Genomic DNA, 26278 nt, shown 5'->3' with positions numbered 1-26278 from the left:
TATGTCGTATATAGAAGTATTGCAGAATAAAATCGAAAATATAGAGAAAGGTGGTCATGAAAAGTATCATCAGAAGAACGAAGAAAAAGGTAAATTATTTGTTCGAAAAAGGTTAGAGTTGTTATTTGACGAAGGCTTAAATGTTGAAGATGCTTTCTTTGCTAATTGTATGGACGGCTCTTTACCAGCGGATGGAGTTGTAACTGGTATTGGGAAAATTCATGGGCAGGATGTCTGTGTAATGGCAAACGATTCTACAATAAAAGCCGGCTCCTGGGGGAAACGAACAGTAGAGAAAATCATTCGTATTCAAGAAACGGCCGAAAAAATGGAAATACCAATGCTTTACTTGGTGGACTCAGCTGGTGCGAGAATCACAGATCAAATAGAGATGTTCCCAGGCAGACGTGGGGCGGGAAAAATTTTCCACAACCAAATCAAATTGTCTGGACGCATTCCGCAAATTTGTTTGTTATTCGGTCCATCGGCTGCCGGAGGAGCTTATATCCCTGCTTTTAGTGATATAGTTATTATGGTGGATGGTAATGCATCTATGTATTTAGGTTCACCGCGAATGGCCGAGAAAGTTATCGGTGAAAAAGTTAGTTTGGAAGAAATGGGCGGGGCAAAAATGCATTGCTCTGTTTCTGGAGTTGGTGATGTATTAGTTAAAACCGAAGAAGATGCGATTGAATATGCGAAAAACTATTTAAGTTATTTTCCAAAGAACTTCAGACACAAGCCAGCCCAGATCGAACCTAAAAAAGCGGAATCTATAGAAAAGTCCATTAAAGATATCATTCCCGAGAATCAAAATGCCCCATTTAACATGCATGATCTCATTAAAAAAATAATTGATGAGGGAAGCTTTTGTGAGATTAAGAAAAAATTTGCACCTGAATTAATTACTGGTTTAGCTAGAATAGATGGTAAATCTATCGGCATTATTGCAAACCAGCCACGGATGAAGGGTGGAGTGCTTTTCCCTGACTCAGCTGATAAATCTGCTAAATTTGTACAGTTATGTGATGCCTTCAATATCCCATTACTCTTTCTCGTGGATGTACCTGGATTTATGATTGGTACAAAGGTGGAAAGAGCTGGGATCATCCGGCATGGAGCTAAAATGCTGGCAACTATGAGTGAAGCTACAGTGCCCAAAATATCGGTAATTGTCAGAAAAGCTTATGGTGCTGGATTGTACGCAATGGCCGGCCCGGCGTTTGAACCCGATTGTTGTATTGCTTTACCGACAGCCCAAATTGCAGTAATGGGGCCTGAGGCAGCTGTCAACGCAGTATATGCTAATAAAATTGCTGAACTTCTTGAAGAAGAAAGACCAGCCTTTATTAAAGAGAAACAGGATGAATACAAAGAAAATATTGATATTTACCGGCTTGCATCTGAGATGGTTGTTGATGCAGTGATTGATCCGAATCGTTTAAGAGAGGAATTAATCCAGCGTTATTCTATTTATGATGCAAAAAATGTTAGCTTTACGGATCGAAAGCATGGAGTGTATCCTGTTTAAGATTAAGCGTTTTATTTTAATAATATAATTGCAAAAAACAGTTTAACTAAAAGATTTGCTTGTAAAGGTAATCAATAGCTAGAAGTAATGCATAGAATAATTATTAAGGTAAACGTAAATGAAGAGTGATTCCTCCGCATACGAAAATATTTTTCACAAATTGTAGTAAATTAGATAATATAACCCATAAAGCCGAACTAGTTCGAAATATTTCTACACAAATTTCGAATAATGTTCGGTTTTTACTATATAAGAACATTTGTTTGCGTTAAATTGTTTATTTACTATAATTATATTATGTAAATTAGGAGGCAGTTTTATTCAGTTTTTGCTTGAATAATGATACGCTGAATTATAAGCAATAAATAGGAAAGTGGGGAATTATTATGGATAGTCGTACATTTCGTGATGTAATGGGAAAGTTTGCAACTGGTATTACAGTGGTGGCAACCGATTTTGATAATGAAGTTAAGGCAATGACTGTTAATGCTTTTATGTCTGTCTCATTAGATCCTAAACTAATTGCAATATCGATTGATGAAAAGGCAAGTATGTATACTATTTTACAAGAAACAGAACAGTTTGGTTTGAGTATATTATCAGAGGAACAAAAAGAATTATCTATGATATTTGCAAAGCAGATGGAGAAAGATAGAGAAATCAAATTCTCTCAACAAGATGGTGTGCCTGTCATCAAAGATTCCATTGCAACTTTGTCTTGCCAGATAAAAGAAAAAGCTCTCGCAGGTGATCATATGATCTTTATTGCGGAGGTTACAGAAATAGATAAGAAAGAAGGAAATCCAATTCTCTTTTATGGAGGACAGTATCGTAATCTTGATAAGGATGCTTAAACTCATTCCCCTTAACCAGCTGTATTGCGGCTGGTTTTTTAAATGCCTCCATTTACCTGCAGGTGCATATAAATTCGATGGAGGCGATTAGCTCCCTTTCTCAGGTATATAAACTTATCTTCTATGTAAGTCACTTGCTTCTCTGATAAAAGAACTTAAATTTAATTCTTTAACAGACCTAAACACTACATGTACATATTGGCTTTTCGTCAAACGAGGTAGCAAAACTGTTATTTATTCCGTATAATAGACGCTAGATGATACAGAGGAAGGGACATGAATGTTGTGTTTTTAAAAGAAAAAATAGATACAGAGATAAAGCTTCATCATTTGGCAGCTTTATACCGATTAATAATAAATAATGAAGATGAGAAAAATGCTAAAAAAATCTTAGATTTATATAAAAAACAACAAAAAGAAGAGGTCATAATTAGCTTTGCAGGACATTTTTCTGCAGGGAAATCCTCTATGATTAACGCGCTTCTCGAGAATGATATATTACCTAAGAGTCCCATACCAACAAGTGCCAATATTGTAAGGATAACATCAGGGGGCGGTTATGCAAGGGTTTATTTTCGTGATGAGCAACCGATACAGTTTACAGAGCCTTACGATATCGATCGTATTAAAGCTTACTCCAAGGATAAGAATGCTATTAAACAAATTGATATTAGCACGTCCCAAAAGATTATTCCCAAGGGATGCTATATCATTGACACGCCAGGTATAGATGCCGCTGATGATGCTGATCGAATCATGACAGAAGGCTCTTTACATTTGGTTGATATTGTTTTTTATGTAATGGATTATAATCATGTACAATCAGAAGTGAACTTGGAATTCTTAAAAGGATTACAGGATAAGTCTATACCTTATTACGTTATAGTTAACCAAATCGACAAACACGATGAACAAGAGTTGACATTTAAAGCTTTTCAACAAAGTATTGAGCAAACATTTAAGCAATGGAACGTTTATCCAGAACAAATCTTTTTTTCCTCGTTAACAGATACAAATGCAACTCATAATCAATTTGAGGCTATAAAGAATAAACTGTTTACCTTTTTAAATAAAAAACGTAACGATTTATATACCATTGAGGCTTCTGTTTGGCAGGTAATGACAGAACATAAGCGGTTTCTTGAAGCAAAATATGAAGAAATGGAAATCGAATTATCTGATGAACAGGCTAACTCGTTAACGGACACATCCACTATAGAGGAATTCAATAATCAGCTTTCTGCCCTTTTGAGGGAGCCTGCTGAGATAGAAGAGCAATTTATCGAAGAATTGAATCAAACATTAAAAAATGCTTATTTGATGCCAGCTGAACTTAGAGATATTGCCGAATCTTTTTTACAATCCCGGCAACCAGATTTTAAAGTTGGTTTTCTAGCGAGTAAACGAAAAACAGATGAAGCTAGAGAGAATAGAATGGAAAATTTTCTTACTGCTCTTCAGAAGAATATGGAAACAGCGATTGAATGGAAACTACGTGAAAAATTCACTAATTTATTAAAGGTAAACAAGGTTTCCAACACAAAATTACAGCAGTTAGTTCAAAAACTAGGGATCTCTTTAACTAGCGAAAGTATATTGGGAAAACTAAAACCTGGTGCAAAAGTTAATGGTGAATATGTGCTGAACTACACCAACGAAGTAGCAAATGAAATAAAAAGCAGATACAAAAAAGAGGCACTCAATCTTATTGGACAAATAAAAGAGCAACAGGCATCTGCAAACGAGCAAAAGATAGCGGAAACCGAAGAAAAACTGGTTGAACTAAAAAAAGCTCATTCACAACAATTAAGAGTAGAGAGCTTGCGAAATAATTTGTATGAAAAGGTGGACCAGTTAGAAGAACAACTTAAGTTAAATGAAGTTGAAAAATCAACCTGGGAACATATAAATGAAGCAGCTGAAGATTTGGAAGTTCCAATTAAAATGGCAGAGGAGAAATCCAACGACTATGATACAGCAGGAAAGATTGACAGGGCTGCAGTTGTATCCGAACAAATAAACAAACAACATAAATCGATGACTACAGAAAGAGTTATAGATGATGTGAAGAAAGTAATTCAAACAATTAATGATTCTCCAGGATTTCAAGCTATAGTAGAAGATTTAAAACGGAAGAAAGCAAAACTGGAAAATCAGGCTTATACGATAGCTTTATTTGGAGCATTTAGTGCAGGGAAGTCTTCATTTGCTAATGCCCTCTTAGGCGAGAGGGTTTTGCCAGTTTCGCCTAACCCAACTACAGCAACGGTAAATCGGATAAACCCGGTTTCTGAAAATTACCCACATGGCACTGTAGTAATTAAAGTTAAGGATGAGGAAACATTAAAGAATGATGTTAAACTGATAACCAAAAATGTATCCTCTAAAGAAGGAAATCTTGAGGAATTATTGGAATGGATTAAAAAAGAAAATATACAACAACATGCACAGCTTGGTAATTTGTATCAATCCTATTTGCGCGCCATGTTGACAGGTTATGAAGATATGAAAGAATATATTGGGGGCAATTTAACTGTTCCAATTCATGAGTTTCCTGCCTATGTGTCCGATGAAGCAAAAGCGAGTTTTATAGAATCGATTGATCTTTATTATGATTGCTCCTTGACACGACAGGGGGTCACACTTGTGGATACTCCTGGTGCAGATTCGGTAAATGCTCGTCATACAAATGTAGCTTTTGATTATATCAAACATGCTGATGCAATCTTATACGTAACATACTATAATCACGCATTGGCTCGAGCGGATAAAGACTTTTTAACACAACTAGGGAGGGTAAAAGACACCTTTCAATTAGATAAGATGTTCTTTATTGTAAATGCAGCAGATCTTGCAGAAGACCAAACAGAAATCAATATGGTAACAAACTACGTTAAAGAACAATTAGTCCAACTTGGAATTAGGATTCCCAGACTATATCCTGTGTCCAGTAAACTATCATTAAAAGAAAAAGAAAATAACTCACAACTTAACGAAGACATGCAATTTTTTGAGAATGAGTTTAACCAGTTTATTCATCAAGATTTATCAGCATTAACAGCTCATTCCGCTATTTGGGATATGAAGCGGGCTTATACCAATATGGCACATTACAAAGAGTCTGTTAATATGGATCAACAATCAAAAGAAAATTTCAGATTACAACTGCAAGATAATCAGAAAACAATTGCGCAATTAATAGACAACACAGATACACATATTCAAGAAGACCAACTTATCCAGAAAATTGATAAACAACTCCATTATGTATTGGAAAGGACTTCCATTCAGTTTCATGATCTATTTAAGGAATCATTTAACCCAACGACAATTACTGAATCTGGTAAAGATGCCAAACCACAACTTTGGAAAAGTTTAGAGCAATTGATTGGTTATGTTGGCCATGAGTTACTTCAAGAATTGCGGGCGGTTTCTTTGCGTGTGGAAGCAATGGGAAATAATTTGGCTGAAGAAATGTATGAATATCTAATTAAAACCAGTAACGATATAGATGGTACATTAACGTTCCCTAAATATGAAGCTGCAGATTTGACTACTCCTGAATTTTCTGTTGCTTTTAAGTCTATTGATCTTGGGAAATTTGATAAGATTTTATCAAAATTTAAAAACACGAAAACTTTCTTTGCTCAGAATGAAAAAGAAAAGATGAAAGATAGAATCTATGAACAATTAGAACCCCTTATCAGTAACTATTTAAGTGAGAATAAGTCATTGATAACCCAAGATTATTTAACTCAATGGGATGAATTAGTAAATACAATAAAGCGGGAGATGAAAAAACATCTTCATCAGCATACAGATAGTTATTTGGAAATGATGTCTTCCGATGTAAATATCGAAGTCATCAACCAAAAGTTATCTACTTTAAAAGTAACCTTAGCCAATCATGATGTAAGGATGGATGAAAATGAACAAAAATAACATATTATTAGTTGATGGAATGGCTTTACTGTTCCGTGGTTTTTTTGCAACTGCATTTCGTGGAAACTTTATGATGACGAGTAAAGGTGTACCTACAAATGGAGTATATCAGTTTATGAGATATTTTCTGGATGCGGTACAAACGTTTGAACCTACACACGTTATTTGTTGTTGGGATATGGGAAGCAAAACCTTTAGAAGTGAACTTTACAATGAATATAAAGCAAATAGGGGAGAACCACCTGTTGAATTAATTCCTCAGTTTGATCTTGTGAAAGAAGTGACAGAGGCATTTAACATGCCTAATATCGGCATAACTAACTATGAAGCAGATGATTGCATCGGTACTTTGGCAAAAGCTTATTCAGAAGAAAACCAGGTAACCATTCTTACAGGAGACCAAGATATTCTTCAACTTGTTGATGAGGGAATACGAGTTGCCATTATGCGGAAAGGCCAAGGTAATTATGAAACTTTTGACAGTGATAATTTTTACGATAAAAAAGGAATACATCCTAATCAAGTCGTTGATCTTAAAGGATTAATGGGTGATTCCTCTGATAATTACCCTGGGGTAAAAGGGATCGGAGAAAAGACTGCCTTAAAATTAATTAAAGAGTACGGAACTATTGATGCTATACTGGCTAATATAGAACAATTGCCAAAAGGAATACGAGCCAAAATAAGTGATAACCTGGATATGCTCCATCTATCTAGAGAACTGGCAGAAATCAAATGTGATGTACCTATTCGTTGTGAAATAGAAGATGCACTTTGGAAATACGATAGAAATAAAATAGAACAGAAATTTAGTGAATTGGAATTTAAAAATCTGGCAAAGTTAATATAAAATTAATTAAACTGACATTGCATTAAATTCATTAAAGATAATTTGGAAGTCTAATAAACCTCCTGTGAACTTAGTTCACAGGAGGTTTTTATATATACCCCATTCTAAAGAGTAATAAGTTAGCAAAAAAACCTTTGCATTAAAGGCAATCCACCCAAGGGTATATGTATATACATATACCCCTAGCTGTATACATGTTTATACCTGGGGTATATTGGAATGGTAAAGGGGTATCTGTCTGAGAGTGGGTTATGAAAGAATTTTTTTTGGTTAAGACAATGTGCAGACATGAAGTTTGTTGAAATTCGTTTAGTCCTGTTGATTTTAGGTTATTAAATTAAAAAGAAGTTTTTAGACTTAGGAGGCTATTAAATTGAGTACAAAATTACAAAGAGAAGTAGTATCTTACTGGCGTGAAACAGGCAAAGCTAAAAGCTATGACCAATTAAAGGAAAATATAAAAGTTGATATTGCAATCGTTGGTGGTGGAATTGCTGGTACCCTAACGGCTTATAATTTGGCAAAGGAAGGAAAAAAAGTTGCCTTATTAGAAGCTCGTGACTTATTTAGTGGAACAACGGGGTATACAACTGCCAAACTGACAGCACAGCATAATTTAATATATGATGAATTAATTAATCGATATGGGCAGGAAGCTGCTAAGATGTATTATCAAGCAAATATGGAAGGAATTGCTACGATAAAAGAATTAGTCGAAGAAAATAATGTTAATTGTGAATTGGAAGAAAAGGATGCTTTTGTATTTACAGAAAAAGCAAAGCATCGAGAGGCAATACAAAAAGAAGCTAAGGCTTATGAAAAGTTAGGTATAGAGGGAGAGTTTATTGAAAATCTTCCACTAAATCTAGACATAGAAGCTGCTATTATGATGCGAAATCAAGCTCAATTTCATCCAGTTAAATTCTTGCGGGCAATAGTTGAACTTATAAAGAAATATGCTGGGGAAGTTTTTGAAAACACTAGAGTCATGGATATAAAAGAAGGAAAAGAAGTTATTTGTAAAACAGACACAAATTATACTGTAACTGCTGAAGAAGTTGTTGTAGCAACACATTTTCCTGTTTATGAAACAGAAGAGAAATTTTATTCAAATAACTTATCTGCGGAAAGCTCCTACGCACTAGCTATAAAGTCTAATCAAGAGTTTCCGGATGGAATGTATATTAACACCGATCTACCTAAGAGAACAATGAGAGGGATTTATAATGAGAAAGAAAATTATATTCTTGTTGGCGGAGAAAGTCATCCAACTGGAGACGGCAAATCTTCGGAAGAACGCTACAATGAATTAGTAAGTTTTGCAGAAAAACATTTTGGTGACATAGAGGTTGTAAATCATTGGTCCTCCCATGATTATATATCCTCCGATAGAATTCCGTTTGTAGGGAAATTAAACCAGGATTTGAAGCATATGTACACTCTAACAGGATTTTCAAAATGGGGATTAGCAGCATCGGTAACGGGAGCTAAGGTTATAGCTGATTTGATTCTAGGTAAGAAAAATCCTTATCAAGAGTTATTCTCCCCACAAAGGAATATGGCAGCCATTAAGGAAGAAGGAGCAGAAGAAAAAAATCCAACTGAACAATATAAGGATGCTAGTCAAGCAAAATCCTATAAAGAACTTGAAAAAGGAGAAGGCTCCATTGTAGAAATGGATGGAAAAGATGTTGGAGCATATAGAGACCATGAAGGAAATCTCCATTTGCTTGATACGTCTTGTACCCACTTAGGTTGTGACGTTGCTTGGAATGATGGAGATCATACATGGGACTGTCCTTGTCATGGATCCAGATTTTCAGCTACAGGTGAAGTTGTAGAAGGCCCCGCTGTAAAAGATTTGAAAAAAATTAATAAATAAGAGAAGGATAAACGCATTGCGTACTATCCAAAATTATATAAAAAGGAACCTAATTCTACAGGTTCCTTTTTATATATTTAATTATTTATTGTTATTGTTATCATTTTTGTTATTGCGACGGTTATTACGGTTATTATTGTCATTGTTATCAAAATTATTGTCATCCAAGAACTCATTTGCGAACTCTACATTGTCAACATTTTGATTATTATCTTTGTTGTTTCTTCTCTGGTTACGTTGGTTGTTCTCCATTGTAAGCGCTCCTTTATAAACATTTTTTATAAATAAATGTAGTTTGCATTCATTTACAAATATATTTTAACCGATTAATTTAAAATCATGCGCTTTTATTTTTTAGTAGTAAAGTATAATTACTAAACCGTAAGTATCAACAATTGAACATTATGTCCCAAAATGATAAAATTAAGTTTAGTAAATAACTCGGATTTATTATCATAAGATATAAGGAAAAAAGAAGGTGATTATCGTGAAGGTAGCAGATAATATAACTGAACTTATTGGCGAGACTCCGCTCGTAAAATTGAATAAGATTGTTCCTGAAGAAGCAGCAGAGGTTTACGTTAAATTAGAAATGTTTAACCCTAGCAAGAGTGTAAAGGATAGAGCTGCCTATAACATGATAAAGGTAGCTGAAAAACAAGGAGTGCTTAAGCCAGGAGCAACAATTATTGAACCTACTAGCGGTAATACTGGTATTGGTCTTGCTATGAATGCAGCCGCAAAAGGTTACAAAGCAATTATGGTAATGCCAGACAATAGTACGGAAGAAAGAAGAAATATTTTGCGTGCATTTGGAGCAAAAATTGTGTTAACACCAAGTAAAGAAAAAATGCCTGGTGCGATAAAGAAAGCCTTAGAACTGCAAGAACAGATTCCCGGTAGCTTCATTCCACAACAATTTGAGAACAAAGCAAATCCAGACGTACATCGCGTTACTACAGCTGTGGAAATATATGAACAAACTGAAGGCAAATTAGATGCATTTGTTTGCACAGCAGGTACAGGCGGAACGGTAACTGGGACAGGGGAAGTTTTGAAAGAAATGATCCCTGACTTGCACATTGCTGTAGCAGAACCAAAAGGATCACCCGTTCTATCTGGTGGTAAGGCTGGAAGCCATAAATTAGTAGGCACAAGTCCAGGTTTTATACCAGAAATCTTAAACACGGATATATATGATGAAATTATTCAAATTAGTGATGAAGAAGCAATTAGTATGTTTAAAAAAGTAGTCCGAACAGAAGGTGTTTTTGTGGGGCCATCTGCTGCAGCAGCTATATTTACTGCAATTAAAATAGCAAAAAGGTTAGGAAAAGAGAAACGCGTTGTTTGTATAGCACCTGATACAGGAGAAAGATATTTAAGTATGGATCTATTTAATGAAAAGTATTAGAAAATAAATAAAAACCAATTTTGATAAACTAAATCGAAATTGGTTTTTATATTACTCACTGGGATTATCATTATAGATGGAAGAGAAAGGGTAGTACGAAATTATTATTATTTTTTAAAACATTTCTCCTAGTTTACATAATATATATTATCGGAAGTTAATTCAAATCCCGGAAATAATGTCTCATAATAAAAGTATACTTAAGATAGTGAGATAAGATCAAAATTTTACTATCTTAAGTATTAATAATACATTTCTTGTTAAACATGCTTATTCGTTAACGTTATCGATTTTCTTTAATGGTTTTTTTGCTGGGCCTTCAATGACATCTCCTGTATATGAAAATCTTGAACCATGACAAGGACAATCCCATGTACGATCTCCTGAGTTCCATTCAACCTCACAGCCTAAATGTGTACAAGTCGTATCAACCATATGAAGCGCATTTTCCTTATCTTTATATACACCTGTGCGATTTCCTTTTATTCTTGCTACCATAGCATTATCCGGCTCTAATTTGCTTACATCTGAGTTTGTATATTCCAGCTTGCCTTTTACCATATGTTTTGCAACATCTGCGTTCATTTTGATGAATTTTCTTACAGATGGATCAGCTTGAAATCTTGATGGTGAAAACAGTTCACTATAGGCGCTTTCTTTGTTCAATATTTCATCACTTATAATTTTTCCGGAGATTGTTCCGTTAGTCATTCCCCACTTTCTAAAACCAGTTGCTATAAATACCGAATCTTCGTTTTTGGTTATCTTTCCTATATATGGAACTTTATCCAAAGTGGTTAAGTCTTGAGCTGACCATCTGTAAAGATACTCTTTAATTGTAAAATGACTTGCTGCAAAGTTGTAAAGAGCTTTGTAATGCTCCATTGTTGAAATACCTTGTCCTGTTTTGTGATTTTCTCCACCTATCAACCATAATTTCTCGCCATTATATTCAGTCGCACGTATCGATCTTGTTGGGGACTCTGCATTGATATACATCCCACCCGAATAATCCTGGGCTGCTTTAACAGCAATTAAATATGATCTTTCCGGATACATTCTGCTAAAATAGAAACTCTCCTTATCATAAAATGGGAAATGCGAAGCTGCAATCACATATCTGCAGGTTACCCGGTTGCCATCACGCATAACAATAGAAGGATGTTTATTATATTCAATGTCCACGGCGGTTGTATTTTCGTAAAATTTAACGCCATTTTTGACGCATTCTTTTACTAATTCTTTTAAATATTTTATAGGGTGGAATTGCGCTTGATCTTTCATAATCAGAGCAGCTTTAATTGGAAGATCTAAAGGAATGTTATTTGTAAGGTCACCAGTAATGTTTAGTTGATCATACGCCTTTTTTTCTGTCTCCAACTGTTTTATATAATTATCGTCATTTGCGTAGATAAAGGCATCTTCTTTTTGAAAATCGCAATTGATGTTTAATTCTTTAATTGTAGATTCAATGAATTGCTTAGCCTCTTCAGCAGCTTGGTAATATAGATTAGCTTTCTCTACACCAAAATGATTAATTAATTCATCGTAAATTAGTCCATGTTGGGCTGTAATTTTTGCTGTGGTGTGGCCCGTAGTACCGTTTGCTAATACGCCAGCATCTATTAGGGTGACCTGCAATCCTTGTTTAGAAAGTAAGTAAGCAGAAGTTATTCCTGTGATCCCCCCTCCCACGATGCCGACGTCTGTTTTTACTGATTCATTTAATTTATCAAAAGAGGGAATTTTACTATCTTCTCTCCAATAAGGTTCAGGGAATTGAGGAATCGATGAATTTTCCATTATGTAACATCTCCTTCGTATATTATTACCTTTAATTTCTCCCTGTAAATTACAAATATACGTATTCCTTCTAGTTTTGAATGATTATAATCAAAGAAAAAGTTCGGGAAGGAAACTCCCGAACTAGAAACAGCTACAACAATTTTATTTGTTTTTATATTGTGCTCTTGACCTGTATTGTTGGGGTGAACGGACAGGATATGCTACTGGAATTGTATAAAAATGGATTAATCGAGTGAATGGTATGGATGCAAATAATCCGAAGGCCAGCAATGTGTGAACCTTAAACAAGATCGGTATCTCACTCATTAACTGATAGCTAGGATTAAGGGTGAATAAACTTCGGAACCATGGACCAATCGTTGAACGATAATCAAATTCTTCTGGTGTTACATTCTGAAATAGCGTCATATATAACCCGATACCTGAGATAATTAATAAAGCAATTACTGAATAAAAGTCAGCAAAGGTTGCATGTATACGAACAGGATCTATTACAATTTTTCGAATAAGCAGGATAATAAGCCCAACAACAACCATTATTCCTGCTAATGAGCCGCCATAAACAGCTCCAATATGGTAAAGGTGGTTTGTAACACCTATAGCATTGTAAAAGCTTAAAGGCAATACAAGTCCCATAATATGGCCAATGAATGCAAAGATGATTCCGTAGTGAAATAAGGGAGAACCTAAACGCAACCATTTCTTTTCAAAAAATTCGGTTGATGGAGCAGCCCACGTTAGCTGACGAAAAGCAAACCGATATAATGTTCCGAATATCATTACGACCAAACAGATATACGGAAAAACGACCCACCAGAAAATGTCGCTCATTTTAATCCTCCTATCATTTATACATTATGGGATATGGTAATTCTTCAAGGTCGGCCTCTTCACGCTCAAATTCCAATTTTTTAATATCTTCTCTTGTTGGTTTTGGAAAAACAAAATCCATTAAGACACTGAAAATACCGTAATACGGATTATTTTCTGGTAAATGATCTTTTATTCTTTGTAAAGCAACCGAGAGTCTCTTGACTAGTCGTTCACTATTTTGCGTTTCTGGGGAAACGGCTAAAAACTCTAATAGCATAGGTATATAATCAGCCAATTCGTTATCTGTCCGATCATAACCTGCTACATTAATAAGCTTCTGTAATTTAATTAATGCTGCACCTCTTTTCGGACTATCCCCAAGTTCATGTGCAGAGAGATACAAGCCAAATTTTGCCTTTAGATCAAAAATGGACACATATAGTTGTTGTAATTCTTCTGGTTTATAAGCGAAAAGTGGCTGTATTGCTACTTGCAATCTATTCCGTGCAGCTACTGATGGAATTTCTTCAGACATACATGCATTTATATCTTCTTTAGCTTCAAAAAGATCCGCATCAGGATAAGATAATACCCTTGAAGCTATGATTAGTATAGCTCTCTCTTGTGGTCCCATAGTATCATCTCCTTCTCTGCATGTTTGTTACAATCCCTTCAGGTGGTGCAAGATCTTCTAAACTGCATATTCCTTGCTTAGAATATAAATCATCATCCATTTCCCTTCTGCCAGTGGGAATAACAAACCTTTCATTATATTTTGCCACACCTAGCAATCTTGCCATATCCTCAATTTCCTCAGGGGTCGTATTTGCTTCTTTTAGTAATTCACTTTGCCTAAATTCGTTAATTCCCCCAACTGTTTTTCCACGCATATGAACACGCATAGCAGTTAACTTAAGTAATACATTCCGAATCACCTCTGTATCATCAGCGGACAATATGGAGGCTAAGTACTGGATAGGTATACGCATTTGATCGACAGCTGGAATATAGCCATCTGTACTAAGCTCTTCTTCATTGGTGATGTGATTCATAATCGGACTTAGTGGTGGTACATACCAAACCATCGGCAGTGTTCGATATTCTGGATGAAGTGGTAATGCTATTTTCCATTTCATTGCCATTTTATAAACAGGTGAATTTTGTGCCCCTTCTATCCATCCATCATTTATTCCGGCCTTTTTTGCTTCTTTTATGACCTCCGGATCAAAAGGATCCAGAAATACAGATAACTGAGATTCGTACAAGTCTTTTGGGTCTTCTACAGACGCGGCTGCTTTTACCTTATCTGCATCATAAAGTACTACACCAATATAGCGGATTCTGCCAACACATGTTTCAGAGCAAATCGTTGGTAAACCTGCTTCTGTTCGTGGATAGCAAAAGTTACACTTTTCTGCCTTGTGTGTATTCCAATTATAGTAAACTTTATGGTAAGGACATCCACTCATGCAAAAACGCCACCCTCTACAAGCCTCCTGATCTACAAGAACTACACCATCCTCGTCCCGTTTATAGAGTGCGCCGGAAGGACAGGAGGCAACACATGATGGATTAAGGCAATGTTCACATATTCTGGGCAAATACATCATAAATGTTTTTTCATACTCCATAGAAATATGTTCTTGTAACTTCTCAACGGTCGGATCCATGGAGGTTGTCTCACTACCACCAGCAAGGTCATCATCCCAGTTAGGCCCCCACTCCGGTTTATCAATATATTTACCGGTTATCTGGGATTGAGGCCTTCCTACAGGCAAATTTTCACGCTTTGGACTATGAATTAAATTATCATAATCATATGTCCAAGGCTCATAATAATTATCCATTGACGCCATGTCCGGATTATAAAAAATGTTCATAAGTTTGGAGATGGGCCCTCCAGCTTTAAGCTGTAATTTACCATTTTTTAATACCCAGCCTCCCTTGTAGTGGTCTGTATTCTCCCATCTTTTAGGGTAACCAGGCCCCGGTCTGGTTTCGACATTATTAAACCACATATATTCAGTTCCAGGACGGTTTGTCCACGTGTTTTTACATGTTACTGAACAAGTATGACATCCGATACATTTGTCCAAATGCATCACCATAGCGACCTGTGCCTTAATTCTCAAGCCAATCAACCTCCTTTAATGCTCTTATTACTGCAACGGTATCTCGTTGATGACCAGTGGGTCCATAATAATTAAATCCATAACTCAATTGAGAGTAACCACCAATCATATGTGTCGGTTTCAAGGTAATCCTTGTTACACTGTTGTGTGTACCACCCCGCTGCTTATTAATGGATGTTGCTGGAACGCCTAAAGTCCTGTCTTGAGCGTGATACATATAAACCATCCCTTTTGGAATACGGTATGTTAATACAACTCTAGCAGCAATTGCACCATTACGGTTATATACTTCTACGAAATCATTATCTTTAAGGTCAATAGAGGCACCATCCTCTTCATTCATCCAAATCGTTTGCCACCCTCTGAATAATGTCGACATATTCGTCGTATCAGTAAACATCGTATGAATGCCCCATTTTTGGTGTGGCGTAAGATATCGCACTGTCAGTGACTTACCGCTTTCCTCGACTCCTTTCTCTTTCTTTAAAAACGGGTCATAGTTTAATGGAGGAAGATATAACGGTAACCCCTCACCAAAGTCAAGCATCATTTCATGGTCCATATAAAAACTTTGCCGTCCTGTCAATGTCCGCCATGGGATGTTGTATTCTGTATTGACTGTAAATGGTGAGTACCGTCGATGGTCTTTTTCCAACCCGCTCCAAACAGGAGTTGAAATAGCAGTTCTCGGCTGAATGGTTAAGTCATTTAACGTATAGTCCTCTTCTTCTCTTGCTTTTGCAATTTCCTCCAATTTTTGTCCGGTTTTTGCCTCCAGTGATTTCCAGCCTGCAACAGCTCGTTTTCCGTTAGTTGCACCAGACATTAAAAGAATTGCATTAATTGCTTGTTTATCTGTATACAGATCAGGATTTCCTTTTCCAATTTCTTCCCTGGAAGAGGTGCCTAACCTCGCGCTTAATTCTTCATGTACGGGCTCACCAGGAATAGTTACCCCCTTGCCGCCATAACCTTTCTTAATCAAGTCACCAATCGTAGTCATCTTTTGATATACGTTTGGATAGTCTCTAGGCACTACTTTGAAGGATGGCATTGTTTTACCGGGTATAGGCTCAACCTCGCCCTTACGCCAATCCTTTATCTTGCCTAAAGACTGAGCTATTTCTCCTTCGGTATCATGTGCAAGAGGTGACATAACCAGGTCTTCAGTAGCAGGCAAATGCTTTTCGGCTAACTCAGAAAATACCCTGCTTATTTCCCTGAACGTATTCCAGTCACTTTTCGCTTCCCATGGCGGTGAAACTGCTGCGTTAAAAGGATGTACAAATGGGTGCATATCTGTACTGCTAATATCATACTTCTCATACCACGTCGCAGCAGGCAAAACAATATCTGAAAAGAGACCAGAGCTAGTCATGCGGAAATCGACACTAACGAGAAGATCTGCTTTTCCTGTTGGTCCATCACCTTCCGCTTTTACAGTATCCGGCTTCCAGGAATTTTCCGGCTCTGCCATTACTTGATTATCTCCGCCGACCAAATGTTTAACAAAAAACTCGTGTCCTTTTCCGCTATCTCCCAACAAATTTGATCTCCAGTTAAAAAACACGCGCGGGAAGTTTCTAGGATCATCCGGATTCTCAATTGCCCATTCAATTTGCTCATCTTTAATCTGTTTAACTACATCATCTATGATTTCTTGTTCTGTTTTCGCACCTCTTTTCCTACTCTCTTGAACTAAATTTATGGAGTTCTGAGAGAATTGGGGGAAAGAAGGCAGCCATCCTAGTCTAACTGCAAGTGCATTAAGATCAGCCGGGTGCATCTGATCATATTTGCTTGCCCATTCCGTTTTTTCCTCATGTTCTGGTATGGTCTCATAACGAAATTGATCTGTTACAAAATAAAAGTAAGATGTACCATTCTGGAGGCGTGGAGGTTTTTGCCAGTCATTTGCAAAAGCAACCTGTTGCCAACCTTCCTGTGGACGAACTTTTTCCTGACCGACATAATGGGCCCAACCACCTCCATTTACACCTTGTGAGCCAGTTAACAATACAAGATTAAGGATTGCACGGTATATATGATCACTATGATACCAATGGTTTGTACCGCCTCCCATTGCAATCATGGATTTTCCCTTTGTGCGTTCCGCATTATCAGCAAATTCTCTTGCCACTTGGGTAACATGATTCTTGCTAACTCCTGTGATACTCTCCTGCCATGCAGGTGTATATGGCTTAGGATCATTGTAATCCTTTGGATAATCACCGGCTAACCCACGGTCGACTCCCGTATGGGCCATCATTAAATCATAAACAGTAGTTACTTTTAATGTTTTTCCATCAATATCTTTAATTTTTTTAACTGGTACTCCTCGAGTCAGTGTATTCCCACTTTTTTCTGCAAAATAGGGGAATTCCACCATTGCTATTTCATCTGGTTGATCAATGAAGCTTAATTTTGGATCAATTGAACTTCCATCTTCTTTTTTTAATTCCAAGTTCCATTGATTGCTTCCGTCCCAACGAAAACCCATACTACCATTTGGTGTTTCAAGCAGATTTGTAAGTTCGTCCCAAACCAGCGTTTTCCATTCACCTAACGAAAGATCTTTTTGTATATCTGAGGAACGCAGAAAACGATCAGAACGCATCTTACCATCATCATTTTCTTCAATCGTTACTAAAAACGGCAAATCCGTAAACTTTTTCGCATAGGAAGTAAAATAAGGGGTTTCTTTTTCAACATAAAATTCTTTCAATATGACATGTGTCATTGCCATTGCTAAAGCAGCATCTGTTCCTGCACGAGCTGGAAGCCAAATATCTGCGAATTTTTCGTATTCCGCATAGTCCGGACTGACGCCAACCACTTTTGTACCATTATATCTTGCCTCTACCATGAAATGAGCATCAGGCGTACGTGTTTGCGGAAGGTTTGTCCCCCAAATAATAAAGTATTTTGAATTATACCAATCAGCACTCTCAGGTACATCCGTTTGCTCGCCCCATACCTGAGGAGAAGCTGGTGGTAAATCTGCATACCAGTCATAGAAACTGAGTATTGTCCCCCCAATGAGTGATAGGAAGCGTGTGCCGGCAGCATAACTAATCATTGACATAGCAGGAATAGGGCTAAATCCGGCAATACGATCTGGCCCATACTTTTTAATTGTATGTATGGATGCGCTTGCAATGATTTCACACATGTCATCCCATGTTGCGCGGACGAATCCACCTTTTCCTCTTGCTTTAACGTATTTTTCTCGTTTTTGAGGATCGTTGACAATTGTTTCCCATGCTTGTACCGGATCACTTGCCTTGCTGCGCTCTTCCTTCCAAAGCTCGTATAAATCGCTTCGAATATAAGGATACTTCACGCGAATAGGACTATAAGAATACCATGAAAAACTTGCTCCTCTTGGACAGCCCCTTGGTTCATATTCCGGAAAGTCATCCCCTGTACTAGGGTAATCAGTTTGCTGGGTTTCAGAAGTGATAATCCCATCTTTTACATATATTTTCCAGCTACATGAGCCAGTACAATTTACTCCATGTGTTGAGCGGACAATTTTATCATGTTGCCAACGCCGCCGATAAATATCTTCTGAGTCTCTTGGCCTCTTGCTCTCTTCTGTCCAATTATCGTTAATCTTTTCACCTGGCTTAATATGCTTTAATGCTTCAAATAGTTTATTCTTACTTCTCAATTTTGCCACCCCTTTCTAGCTGTCCTTCTATAGGGTCAAAACGATCACCAAGTATTTTAAAACTATCTGGACCTTCCTCTAGTTCTTCTAGGAATATAGATAAACTAGGGACATTAGATGCTACTAGTATTAATCTTTCTAAGTTATCATACGACTTAATCTCATAAATACGTTCTGTCACTTGAGGTGGCACTTCCCCAAAGCGCATTTTAAGTATCGCAATTAAATCTTCCCGGTCTTGTACAATATTCGCTTCATCTTCAAACATGAACATCTATCTCCACCCCTTTACATTTTCATCATTTTATAGTAATCAGCTATCATTGTTTCCTTGCACTTTTCACCAAATTCCTCAATAAATGGCTTTATATCCTTTTCTTTATTGTGAAATTGCTCTAAAGAGAAGGTTTTCTTTTCTTGGTGACTGTAGTCCTCTCCAAAAGCAAAAGAGAGCTGAAGACCACCCTTTTGCTTCATTCCAAATACTTGGATATCATATGAGTGGATATTGTGTTGCTCTTCTAGATACTCAATAATATATTGATAGAGTTCGGGCATTAGAATTCGCAAGGGCTGCTGTGTAGAACTTTCCATGATAATAAGCCTCCTTTTATTAATGTTCAGGGAGTACTTCCATTTCTTTTTGGTTGTGTAGTTCATCTATAATAATTAAAGATTGAAAAAGTTGAACAATGTTATCCGAAATAGTTTTCTTTTGTAATTTGTCTTTTATTTCCTTGATTAGAAGGCGTAACAGGTTATGATCTCTTGTTAAAGCAGTAATTGCATCATGTAAATCAGGTCTTTTCTCTACTATTTCCTTATATAGACCGGCTTCTTCTTCTTCTGCATGTCGAAGCGTCCGAGATTCCCATTGTTCTACAAGAATATAAGCAACTTCTAAAGCTTTTTTATTTTCTTCTTTAATTACTAACTGATCAAGCAGGTTTGTTAATTCAATCGCTTCATTTAATGCAGCTTCATGTATAGCCGAGTGGCTGTCTACCTTTCGCAATGCGGGTCCAGACATGTTAATCCCTCCCTAATTCTTAGTATTATTTCTAGTTTTTCGAAAAAAAATACTATGATTTTCCATTTATATCCCGTATTTTCAGCATACCACTAATGAAATTTCAGAACAAACAATTATATTAAATATTCTAAATAATGTGATCATCCTCACACTATTTTATAATTTTTGATAAGTAGTTTAAATAGACCCTGTTTAGGTTATTTAGTTATAAGAAGAATGAATTGAGGTGACTTTTTATGAGATTAATTCTATTAGTAAGCGGAAAGGTACAGGGAGTTGGATTTCGTAATGCTGCTAAGCAGTATGCTGATATAAATGAGATAACAGGTTGGGTGCAAAATCAGGACGACGGCACCGTTAAATTGGAGGTACAGGGGAAAGAACAGGTTATAGATAAATTTTTGGAGAAAATGAAAGAGGGTTTCAATAACTTTATTCGCGTAGATGATGTACAAATTATTCACCAAGATGAAGAAAGAAGCTATAACAACTTTAAGATAAAATAAAAAAATCACTGTCCGAGGACAGTGATTTTTTTATTGCTCTTCAAAGAACTTTCGATTCAAAGCAATATATTCAGTTTCTTCTTCCGGTACTTCATCCTCCATATAGATGGCCTCGACCGGGCAGACAGCTTCACACGCTCCGCAATCAATACAAATATCTGGATCAATGTAAAACATATCTTTACCTTCTTCTATACAATCAACAGGGCAAACTTCTACGCACTCCCCTGCTTTTTCATCTTTACACGGTGATGTAATTATAAATGCCAATTTATTTTTCCTCCTTAAACTGCTTCTCTGAAATGAGTGGGATGAATGATCTTATTTATGTCACCATTATTATAACGCAATCACCTTGAAAAATAAAAGATATAGAGGTTAAATAACAATCTCTCCTTATTTCATACATGTTTTGGGGTTTTCTTCATATGAATTAGTATTCGAGATTAAGGAGAGATTAGCATGGAAATTAAGGTACGTAATGGAGACACTTACTGGTATTATAGCCAGTTATTTGGAATTCCATTGATCTTGATCGAAAATTCAAACCCAGAAATTAGTCCAGAAGAGCTTGCGGTTGGTCAAATAGTACAAATACCAGGGTATAGAAAGACATCATATACAATATCAGCTGATGATTCGTTTTGGACGATATCTCTTACAAATAATGTTTCTGTAGATAGTTTATTGCTTTTGAATCCAAATGTAGACACTCAAAACTTGCAGATTGGAGATACTGTATTTTTACCCACAAAGGTAAGTGAACTAATAATTAAAGATGTAAATAACTACACATACGAAAAAATGGTTACTGACCTAAACGAACTCCATGATATTTACCCATTTATTAAGAAGCAATCGATTGGAAATTCCGTGATGGGTAAAGATCTAATTGAACTCCAAATAGGCAATGGAACAAAGCAAGTTCATCTGAATGGAGCTTTTCATGCAAATGAGTGGATTACTGTTTCTGTAATTATGCGCTTTATTAATGAATATGTCCTTTCCTTAACCACACATGAACCGATTCGAGGTATATTTACACTTCCGCTATATATGGAAACTACTTTATCCATCGTACCAATGGTTAACCCGGATGGTGTTAATCTTGTGTTACAGGGTTCGTCCGCAGCCGGAGAATTTGAGGAGGAAGTATTAGTAATCAATAATCAACAGAAAGATTTCAGTAACTGGAAAGCAAATATTAGAGGTGTAGATTTAAACAACCAATATCCTGCCCTATGGGAAACAGAGGCAGAAAGAAAGCCTACTACACCTCAACCACGAGATTTTCCTGGGTATGAGCCATTAACTGAACCTGAATCCATTGCTATGGCAGAACTCGCTAAAAATCGTAACTTTTCGATTCTAAACGCTTTTCATACACAAGGGGAAGAAATTTATTGGGGATTCCAAGGTATGGAGCCACCTATTTCAGAGCAAATTGTTGAGGAATATGCTCGCGTGAGCGGGTATGTACCAATTAGATACATTGATAGTTACGCTGGATACAAAGATTGGTTTATTCAGGAGTTTAGACAACCCGGCTATACGATAGAATTAGGAAGAGGGGTCAATCCCTTGCCAATTGGTCAATTCCCGGAAATTTACCAAAGAAGCTTAGGAATTATGCTTGCAAGTTTATATCTGTAAATTATGGTTTACTAACAAAAAGCAACAGGACTATCCTGTTGCTTTTTGTTAACCTATCTCTTTAAAATACTCTTTTAAGAATCCACCGATGCGATTGCTATTATCAATAATAAAGTAAAATTCATCCGTTTCATTCTTTACATCGTACTTCTTTCCAGGTGTAAGTTTATCATGCACAATAAATTTCTTGGCATCTACATGCACACATTCAATTTGTTTGATGGTTTCTTTATTTTCCCAATTTAAGTGAATCATTTACATTTCCTCCGTGTTTACATAATAATATTATAATCAATTAGACGAATTAAATAAATAATGGAATTGTCCGTATCCTTCCTCATCCATCTTATGTTTTGGTATAAATCGCATGGCTGCAGAGTTCATGCAATAACGTAACCCCCCAGCTTCTTTGGGACCATCATTGAACACATGACCCAAATGAGAGTCGGCATTTTTACTCCTGACTTCTGTACGAATCATCCCATGGGTCGTATCTGTGTTCTCTTTAATATGGTAATGATCAACTGGTTTGGTAAAGCTCGGCCACCCGCAACCTGCATCAAATTTATCCTTAGAAGAGAATAACACGTCACCAGAAACTATGTCCACGTATATACCATCTTCTTCATTATCCCAATATTCATTTTGGAAGGGTCTTTCTGTTCCATTCTCCTGTGTAACTTGATACTGAGTAGGAGTCAATTTTTTCTTTAGTTCACTTTTTTCTAATTTCGGCTTCCAGGTTGAATTGATAAAATCTTCTCTTCCAGACCCTTTCTTATATAGACGGTAATGGAAGGACTGCTTTTTGTAATAATCCTGATGCTTCTCTTCCGCTTCGTAAAAAGGCTTGGCAGGTAGTATCTTTGTAGCAATTGGTTGATCAAATTTTCCACTGTTATTCAATTGTTGTTTGGAAGCTTCTGCTATTTGGCGCTGCTGTTCATTATGATAAAAAATCACTGTTTGATAGGAATCCCCTCTGTCATTGAATTGGCCGCCAGCATCTGTCGGGTCAATTTGCTGCCAAAATGTGTCAACAAGCTGCTCAAAGGACATAATAGCTGGGTCAAAAGTTATTTGTACTGCTTCCACGTGGCCAGTTTTATTTGAACAAACCTGCTCATACGTTGGGTTAGCTATATCGCCACCGGTATATCCCGATACTAATTTGACGATACCCGGTCTTCTATCAAACGGTTCAACCATACACCAGAAACATCCCCCTGCAAATGTAGCCAATTCTATATTTTCCTTCATTTTATCTGCCTCCATTCCTTTATCTATACTACCTCTATTTTTTCGTTTATTAGGAGAAAAATCAAGTTTCAACTGTTAGATATATAATTTTGGTTGAGAAATACCCTGGGTATCTTTTTTTAAAATTATTTGTTCATCTGATTCGGCTTGGATACTCTCAAGCGATATTTCGTCTTCCTCTCCCCCTTCATTGTCTGTTGTTTCTTCTATATTTTCCATATCTTTAAATGCCTTCATCATCCGATACATGGCAGGCAGGTTTTTTACCATCGGACCATATTCTTGTATGAGTGGGGTCGTTGTTTGTACCATTTTTAATATATTCTGCACATGATCTAACTTGCTTGTTATCCCTCCGCTTGTTGTGAGAGTTGAAGTGGTGACAGCTGTAGGATTTACAGCACCAATGCTTCCCTTTGGCCTTATAAATCTGCTAATTATTGATTGGAGTCCTTTCTGTCTCTCGGGGTAATTCACCGGCTGTGAAGGCATAAGAAAATTAGTTTGTCTTTCTAAGTTACGATAGGGTTGTAAGCCCATTCTATTTTGATTCGGGGTAAACATAACAGATCCTCCCTATTCAAAGCGTTCATCTAGGTTATTGTACGCTGTGGATTATTAATTGTGTAGGCATCTTACATTTGTCTATATGAATAGTTTCCTCACTTAACAGGAAATAATGAAAAATATTTCCCGGGCAACCGCATGAATCAACAAATTGTAAGCCATTCGAGAATATTTTAGCGAATTAGAGAATATCTTGTAGAGATCTTGCATTAAACACAGGTTGATAAGAAGATTCCTTTATTAATCTATATTATCAGTTAATTGATCAAACGTTTGTTTAAATATATGAAACTAATTCTTTTTTTGTTGATAAAAGAACGTGTGTTTGCTTATAATGAAAATGAGGTGGTAATTATGGTTCAAGATAGAGGAAATATTAAATGGTCGTCCATGATGCTCCCAGAGCATGCAGAATTGCTTAAAACCATGTGGGCAGAAGACAAAAAAGAAGCAAGACCACTACTAGATGAACAAGAAAAGGAAAGGTTAAACGAAGTAATCGGTTTGTACTATAAAAATCAAAAAATCATCACGGTGAGCGTATACCATAATGATACGATTAGCAATTATAGTGGAGTTATTAAAAAAATAGATGAAATAAATCAAAAAATATTACTTCATAATGGAGAGAAGTATTCCATTTGTCTAATGGATATTGTTGATGCAAGGTAAGGATTTAAACAGAGGTTTTGCTGTTTGCTGGAATGAGCGTAGAAATAATACATTGTGAGCTTTGCTGTTTATGCATAAGGTCATAGTAAAGCTCGAGATTTTATAATTTTTATACATCGTAATCTTAAAAGCACTGGCTTACTTAATCTGCCAGTGCTTTCAATAGTTATCTGTTTGAATAGATTTCCCATAGTTCATCAAAAACACGCAAGGCGTTTGTAAAAGGACTGTTCCACTCCAAATAATCACTAATTTCATTATAGTCAGTAGAGTGTTTGGGAAAGTTATGGTCCGAAAAAGCCCAGTCAGCGAGTAAAGATTTATCGTCTGGTTGCTTTTTACCTCGATAAGTCATTAAAAAATGATAAAAAGATCGCATCGTTTTTCACCTCTTTGATATTAGCTCTCCTCACGCATAAACTCTTCATGCTTTTTCAGTTTTCTACGGTATACAATTGCGGCAAGATAAATACTAATTTCATATAAAATAATTAACGGAACTGCCACTACCAACTGCAATACAAAATCAGGGGGGGTTACAATTGTGCCGATAATAACTAGAATCAAATACGCGTATTTTCTTGTTTTTCTCATGAAATCAGGAGTCAGTACACCTAAAGCAGTCAAAAACATAGCAATAATTGGTATTTCAAATAACAGTGCAAATGGCAAGGTAATTCGAAGCAAAAATCTAAAGTATTTATCCACAGTAAACATTTCATTAAACATACCACTATTTAATGAAAGTAAAAAAGGAAGAATTAGTTTTATGAACATAATATAGCCAAAGACCAAACCAACAATGAATAATACAAACACAGCAGGAATATATGCAAGAGATGCTTTTCGCTCATTGGGAGTCAACCCTGGTTTGATAAATAACCATACTTGAAGCGCTAATAATGGCAATGTAGCTGCAATTGCTACCAGACCTGCCATAGTAAAATGAATCCAGATAATTTCCCCTGGACTAATAACTGTCAACTTGAAATCCAGATCATTAACGAAAAACCAATAAATATCTTTAACAAAAATAAATCCGACAATAAAGAAAGCAAGAAAGAATAAAGCAGTCACAATTAATCTGTTTCTTAATTCGGATAAGTGTCCTGTTAGATTCATTTCTTTATCAATCTGAGCACCGTTATCAGACATTCTTCCACCCCTCTACTACTCTATATCCAATATAAAAGAAGATGCAAGGGTATGCCTTACACCTTCCTTAGCTCATTCCTTAGAATGGTCACTTTTAGTTGACGTACTTTCATCAGAAACAATATCCTTTGTAGCATTTTTAAATTCTCTCAGAGAGCTGCCAAAGGCTTTACCAATCTCAGGTAATTTTGAGGGACCGAACACTACAAGAGCAATCACGAGGATAAGTATTAATCCCGGCATACCAATACTACTAAACATAAATTATCACTCCAAAATTATTTTCCTTTATTCCCTTGGATAATTTCTTTTGTGTCTTGAAATTCATCTGCTACGTCACTAGTTAAACTACTGGTAGATTTTTTAAACTCACGTAATGTCTGACCAGCCGCTTTCCCAATCTCAGGTAGCTTTTTAGGTCCAAAAACAATTAAAGCAATTATTAATATTAAAATCAATCCGGGGATCCCGATACTTGAAAACATGTAAGCACCTTCTTTTTATATGATACCGTTATTATAGTGCAAATTTCCAA

26 protein-coding genes are annotated in these 26278 nt (G+C 36.3%); 9 read left to right on the top strand and 17 right to left on the bottom strand.

Annotated elements, in window-relative coordinates; genetic code table 11:
- Position 1 precedes the first annotated feature (1 nt).
- The 5 genes from X953_RS10670 to X953_RS10650 all read left to right on the top strand — a co-directional run bounded on the left by X953_RS10670 (position 2) and on the right by X953_RS10650 (position 9059).
- Positions 2-1531, top strand: a complete 1530-nt coding sequence (locus X953_RS10670) for an acyl-CoA carboxylase subunit beta (protein ID WP_040955554.1) — start codon at positions 2-4, stop codon at positions 1529-1531.
- A gap of 386 nt (positions 1532-1917) precedes the next feature.
- Complete coding sequence (locus tag X953_RS10665) at positions 1918-2385, top strand: flavin reductase family protein (RefSeq protein ID WP_040955553.1); 468 nt, start codon at positions 1918-1920, stop codon at positions 2383-2385.
- A 276-nt stretch (positions 2386-2661) separates the two neighbouring features.
- The gene (locus tag X953_RS10660; protein ID WP_052350114.1) at positions 2662-6327 is read left to right on the top strand and encodes a dynamin family protein; all 3666 of its coding nucleotides are present in this window, start codon (positions 2662-2664) and stop codon (positions 6325-6327) included.
- Positions 6314-7177 carry a 5'-3' exonuclease H3TH domain-containing protein gene (locus X953_RS10655; protein WP_040955552.1) on the top strand — a complete coding sequence of 288 codons (864 nt, stop codon included), beginning with the start codon at positions 6314-6316 and terminating at the stop codon, positions 7175-7177. Before X953_RS10660 ends, X953_RS10655 begins: the two co-directional genes overlap by 14 nt.
- Positions 7178-7550: 373 nt before the next feature.
- Entirely contained in the window at positions 7551-9059 is a 1509-nt protein-coding gene (locus X953_RS10650; protein ID WP_040955551.1) for an FAD-dependent oxidoreductase, read from the top strand.
- Positions 9060-9140: 81 nt separating this feature from the next.
- On the opposite strand, the gene X953_RS20070 is transcribed toward X953_RS10650, so the two are convergent.
- Positions 9141-9311 carry a hypothetical protein gene (locus tag X953_RS20070; RefSeq protein ID WP_198023267.1) on the bottom strand — a complete coding sequence of 57 codons (171 nt, stop codon included), beginning with the start codon at positions 9309-9311 and terminating at the stop codon, positions 9141-9143.
- 235 nt (positions 9312-9546) lie between these two features.
- Here X953_RS20070 and cysK point away from each other — a divergent pair, with 235 nt between their 5' ends.
- Positions 9547-10473: a cysteine synthase A gene (gene cysK, locus X953_RS10645; protein WP_040955550.1), complete on the top strand. Its 927-nt coding sequence runs from the start codon at positions 9547-9549 to the stop codon at positions 10471-10473.
- Positions 10474-10743: 270 nt separating this feature from the next.
- On the opposite strand, the gene X953_RS10640 is transcribed toward cysK, so the two are convergent.
- The 8 genes from X953_RS10640 to X953_RS10605 form a co-directional block, all read right to left on the bottom strand.
- Positions 10744-12276: an FAD-dependent oxidoreductase gene (locus X953_RS10640; protein ID WP_040955549.1), complete on the bottom strand. Its 1533-nt coding sequence runs from the start codon at positions 12274-12276 to the stop codon at positions 10744-10746.
- 144 nt (positions 12277-12420) lie between these two features.
- Positions 12421-13110, bottom strand: coding sequence for a respiratory nitrate reductase subunit gamma (gene narI, locus X953_RS10635; RefSeq protein WP_040955548.1), 690 nt, complete (start codon positions 13108-13110; stop codon positions 12421-12423).
- Between the two features lie 13 nt (positions 13111-13123).
- Positions 13124-13726, bottom strand: a complete 603-nt coding sequence (gene narJ, locus X953_RS10630; protein WP_040955547.1) for a nitrate reductase molybdenum cofactor assembly chaperone — start codon at positions 13724-13726, stop codon at positions 13124-13126.
- A 4-nt stretch (positions 13727-13730) separates the two neighbouring features.
- Positions 13731-15224, bottom strand: coding sequence for a nitrate reductase subunit beta (gene narH, locus X953_RS10625; RefSeq protein WP_040955546.1), 1494 nt, complete (start codon positions 15222-15224; stop codon positions 13731-13733).
- Entirely contained in the window at positions 15214-18897 is a 3684-nt protein-coding gene (locus tag X953_RS10620; protein ID WP_040955545.1) for a nitrate reductase subunit alpha, read from the bottom strand. The genes narH and X953_RS10620 overlap by 11 nt, the downstream gene beginning before the upstream one ends.
- A complete protein-coding gene (locus X953_RS10615) occupies positions 18887-19171 on the bottom strand; it encodes a hypothetical protein (RefSeq protein WP_019378445.1) in 285 nt (94 codons plus the stop codon). Before X953_RS10615 ends, X953_RS10620 begins: the two co-directional genes overlap by 11 nt.
- 14 nt (positions 19172-19185) lie before the next feature.
- Positions 19186-19491, bottom strand: coding sequence for a hypothetical protein (locus X953_RS10610; RefSeq protein ID WP_040955544.1), 306 nt, complete (start codon positions 19489-19491; stop codon positions 19186-19188).
- Between the two features lie 19 nt (positions 19492-19510).
- Entirely contained in the window at positions 19511-19927 is a 417-nt protein-coding gene (locus tag X953_RS10605) for a hemerythrin domain-containing protein (protein WP_019378443.1), read from the bottom strand.
- Between the two features lie 239 nt (positions 19928-20166).
- On the opposite strand from X953_RS10605, the gene X953_RS10600 reads away from it, so the two are divergent.
- Positions 20167-20436 (top strand): acylphosphatase, encoded by a 270-nt coding sequence (locus X953_RS10600; protein ID WP_040955543.1) that lies wholly within the window; start codon positions 20167-20169, stop codon positions 20434-20436.
- 30 nt (positions 20437-20466) lie between these two features.
- Here the strand turns inward: X953_RS10600 and X953_RS10595 are convergent, their stop codons facing one another.
- Positions 20467-20706 carry a 4Fe-4S dicluster domain-containing protein gene (locus X953_RS10595; protein ID WP_019378441.1) on the bottom strand — a complete coding sequence of 80 codons (240 nt, stop codon included), beginning with the start codon at positions 20704-20706 and terminating at the stop codon, positions 20467-20469.
- Positions 20707-20898: 192 nt separating this feature from the next.
- Between X953_RS10595 and X953_RS10590 the strand changes: the two genes are divergently transcribed.
- Positions 20899-22089, top strand: a complete 1191-nt coding sequence (locus tag X953_RS10590) for a M14 family metallopeptidase (protein ID WP_040955542.1) — start codon at positions 20899-20901, stop codon at positions 22087-22089.
- A gap of 48 nt (positions 22090-22137) precedes the next feature.
- Here the strand turns inward: X953_RS10590 and X953_RS10585 are convergent, their stop codons facing one another.
- The 3 genes from X953_RS10585 to vrrA all read right to left on the bottom strand — a co-directional run bounded on the left by X953_RS10585 (position 22138) and on the right by vrrA (position 23913).
- Entirely contained in the window at positions 22138-22344 is a 207-nt protein-coding gene (locus X953_RS10585; RefSeq protein WP_040955541.1) for a DUF6501 family protein, read from the bottom strand.
- Between the two features lie 36 nt (positions 22345-22380).
- Positions 22381-23349 carry a peptide-methionine (R)-S-oxide reductase MsrB gene (gene msrB / locus X953_RS10580; protein WP_040955540.1) on the bottom strand — a complete coding sequence of 323 codons (969 nt, stop codon included), beginning with the start codon at positions 23347-23349 and terminating at the stop codon, positions 22381-22383.
- 75 nt (positions 23350-23424) lie between these two features.
- Positions 23425-23913 (bottom strand): VrrA/YqfQ family protein, encoded by a 489-nt coding sequence (vrrA, locus tag X953_RS19130; RefSeq protein WP_052350112.1) that lies wholly within the window; start codon positions 23911-23913, stop codon positions 23425-23427.
- A 357-nt stretch (positions 23914-24270) separates the two neighbouring features.
- Between vrrA and X953_RS10570 the strand changes: the two genes are divergently transcribed.
- Positions 24271-24588: a YolD-like family protein gene (locus tag X953_RS10570; protein WP_040955539.1), complete on the top strand. Its 318-nt coding sequence runs from the start codon at positions 24271-24273 to the stop codon at positions 24586-24588.
- 166 nt (positions 24589-24754) lie between these two features.
- On the opposite strand, the gene X953_RS10565 is transcribed toward X953_RS10570, so the two are convergent.
- The 4 genes from X953_RS10565 to tatA all read right to left on the bottom strand — a co-directional run bounded on the left by X953_RS10565 (position 24755) and on the right by tatA (position 26228).
- Entirely contained in the window at positions 24755-24967 is a 213-nt protein-coding gene (locus X953_RS10565) for a YozE family protein (RefSeq protein ID WP_040955538.1), read from the bottom strand.
- A gap of 20 nt (positions 24968-24987) precedes the next feature.
- The gene (gene tatC / locus X953_RS10560; protein ID WP_040955537.1) at positions 24988-25743 is read right to left on the bottom strand and encodes a twin-arginine translocase subunit TatC; all 756 of its coding nucleotides are present in this window, start codon (positions 25741-25743) and stop codon (positions 24988-24990) included.
- Positions 25744-25815: 72 nt separating this feature from the next.
- Positions 25816-26004 (bottom strand): twin-arginine translocase TatA/TatE family subunit, encoded by a 189-nt coding sequence (locus X953_RS10555; protein WP_040955536.1) that lies wholly within the window; start codon positions 26002-26004, stop codon positions 25816-25818.
- 17 nt (positions 26005-26021) lie between these two features.
- Complete coding sequence (gene tatA, locus X953_RS10550) at positions 26022-26228, bottom strand: twin-arginine translocase TatA/TatE family subunit (RefSeq protein WP_040955535.1); 207 nt, start codon at positions 26226-26228, stop codon at positions 26022-26024.
- Between the last annotated feature and the right edge of the window lie 50 nt (positions 26229-26278).

This window comes from Virgibacillus sp. SK37, assembly GCF_000725285.1.
In the GTDB taxonomy this organism is placed as follows: domain Bacteria; phylum Bacillota; class Bacilli; order Bacillales; family Amphibacillaceae; genus Virgibacillus_Q.
This window is presented reverse-complemented; position numbering and strand designations above follow the sequence as displayed.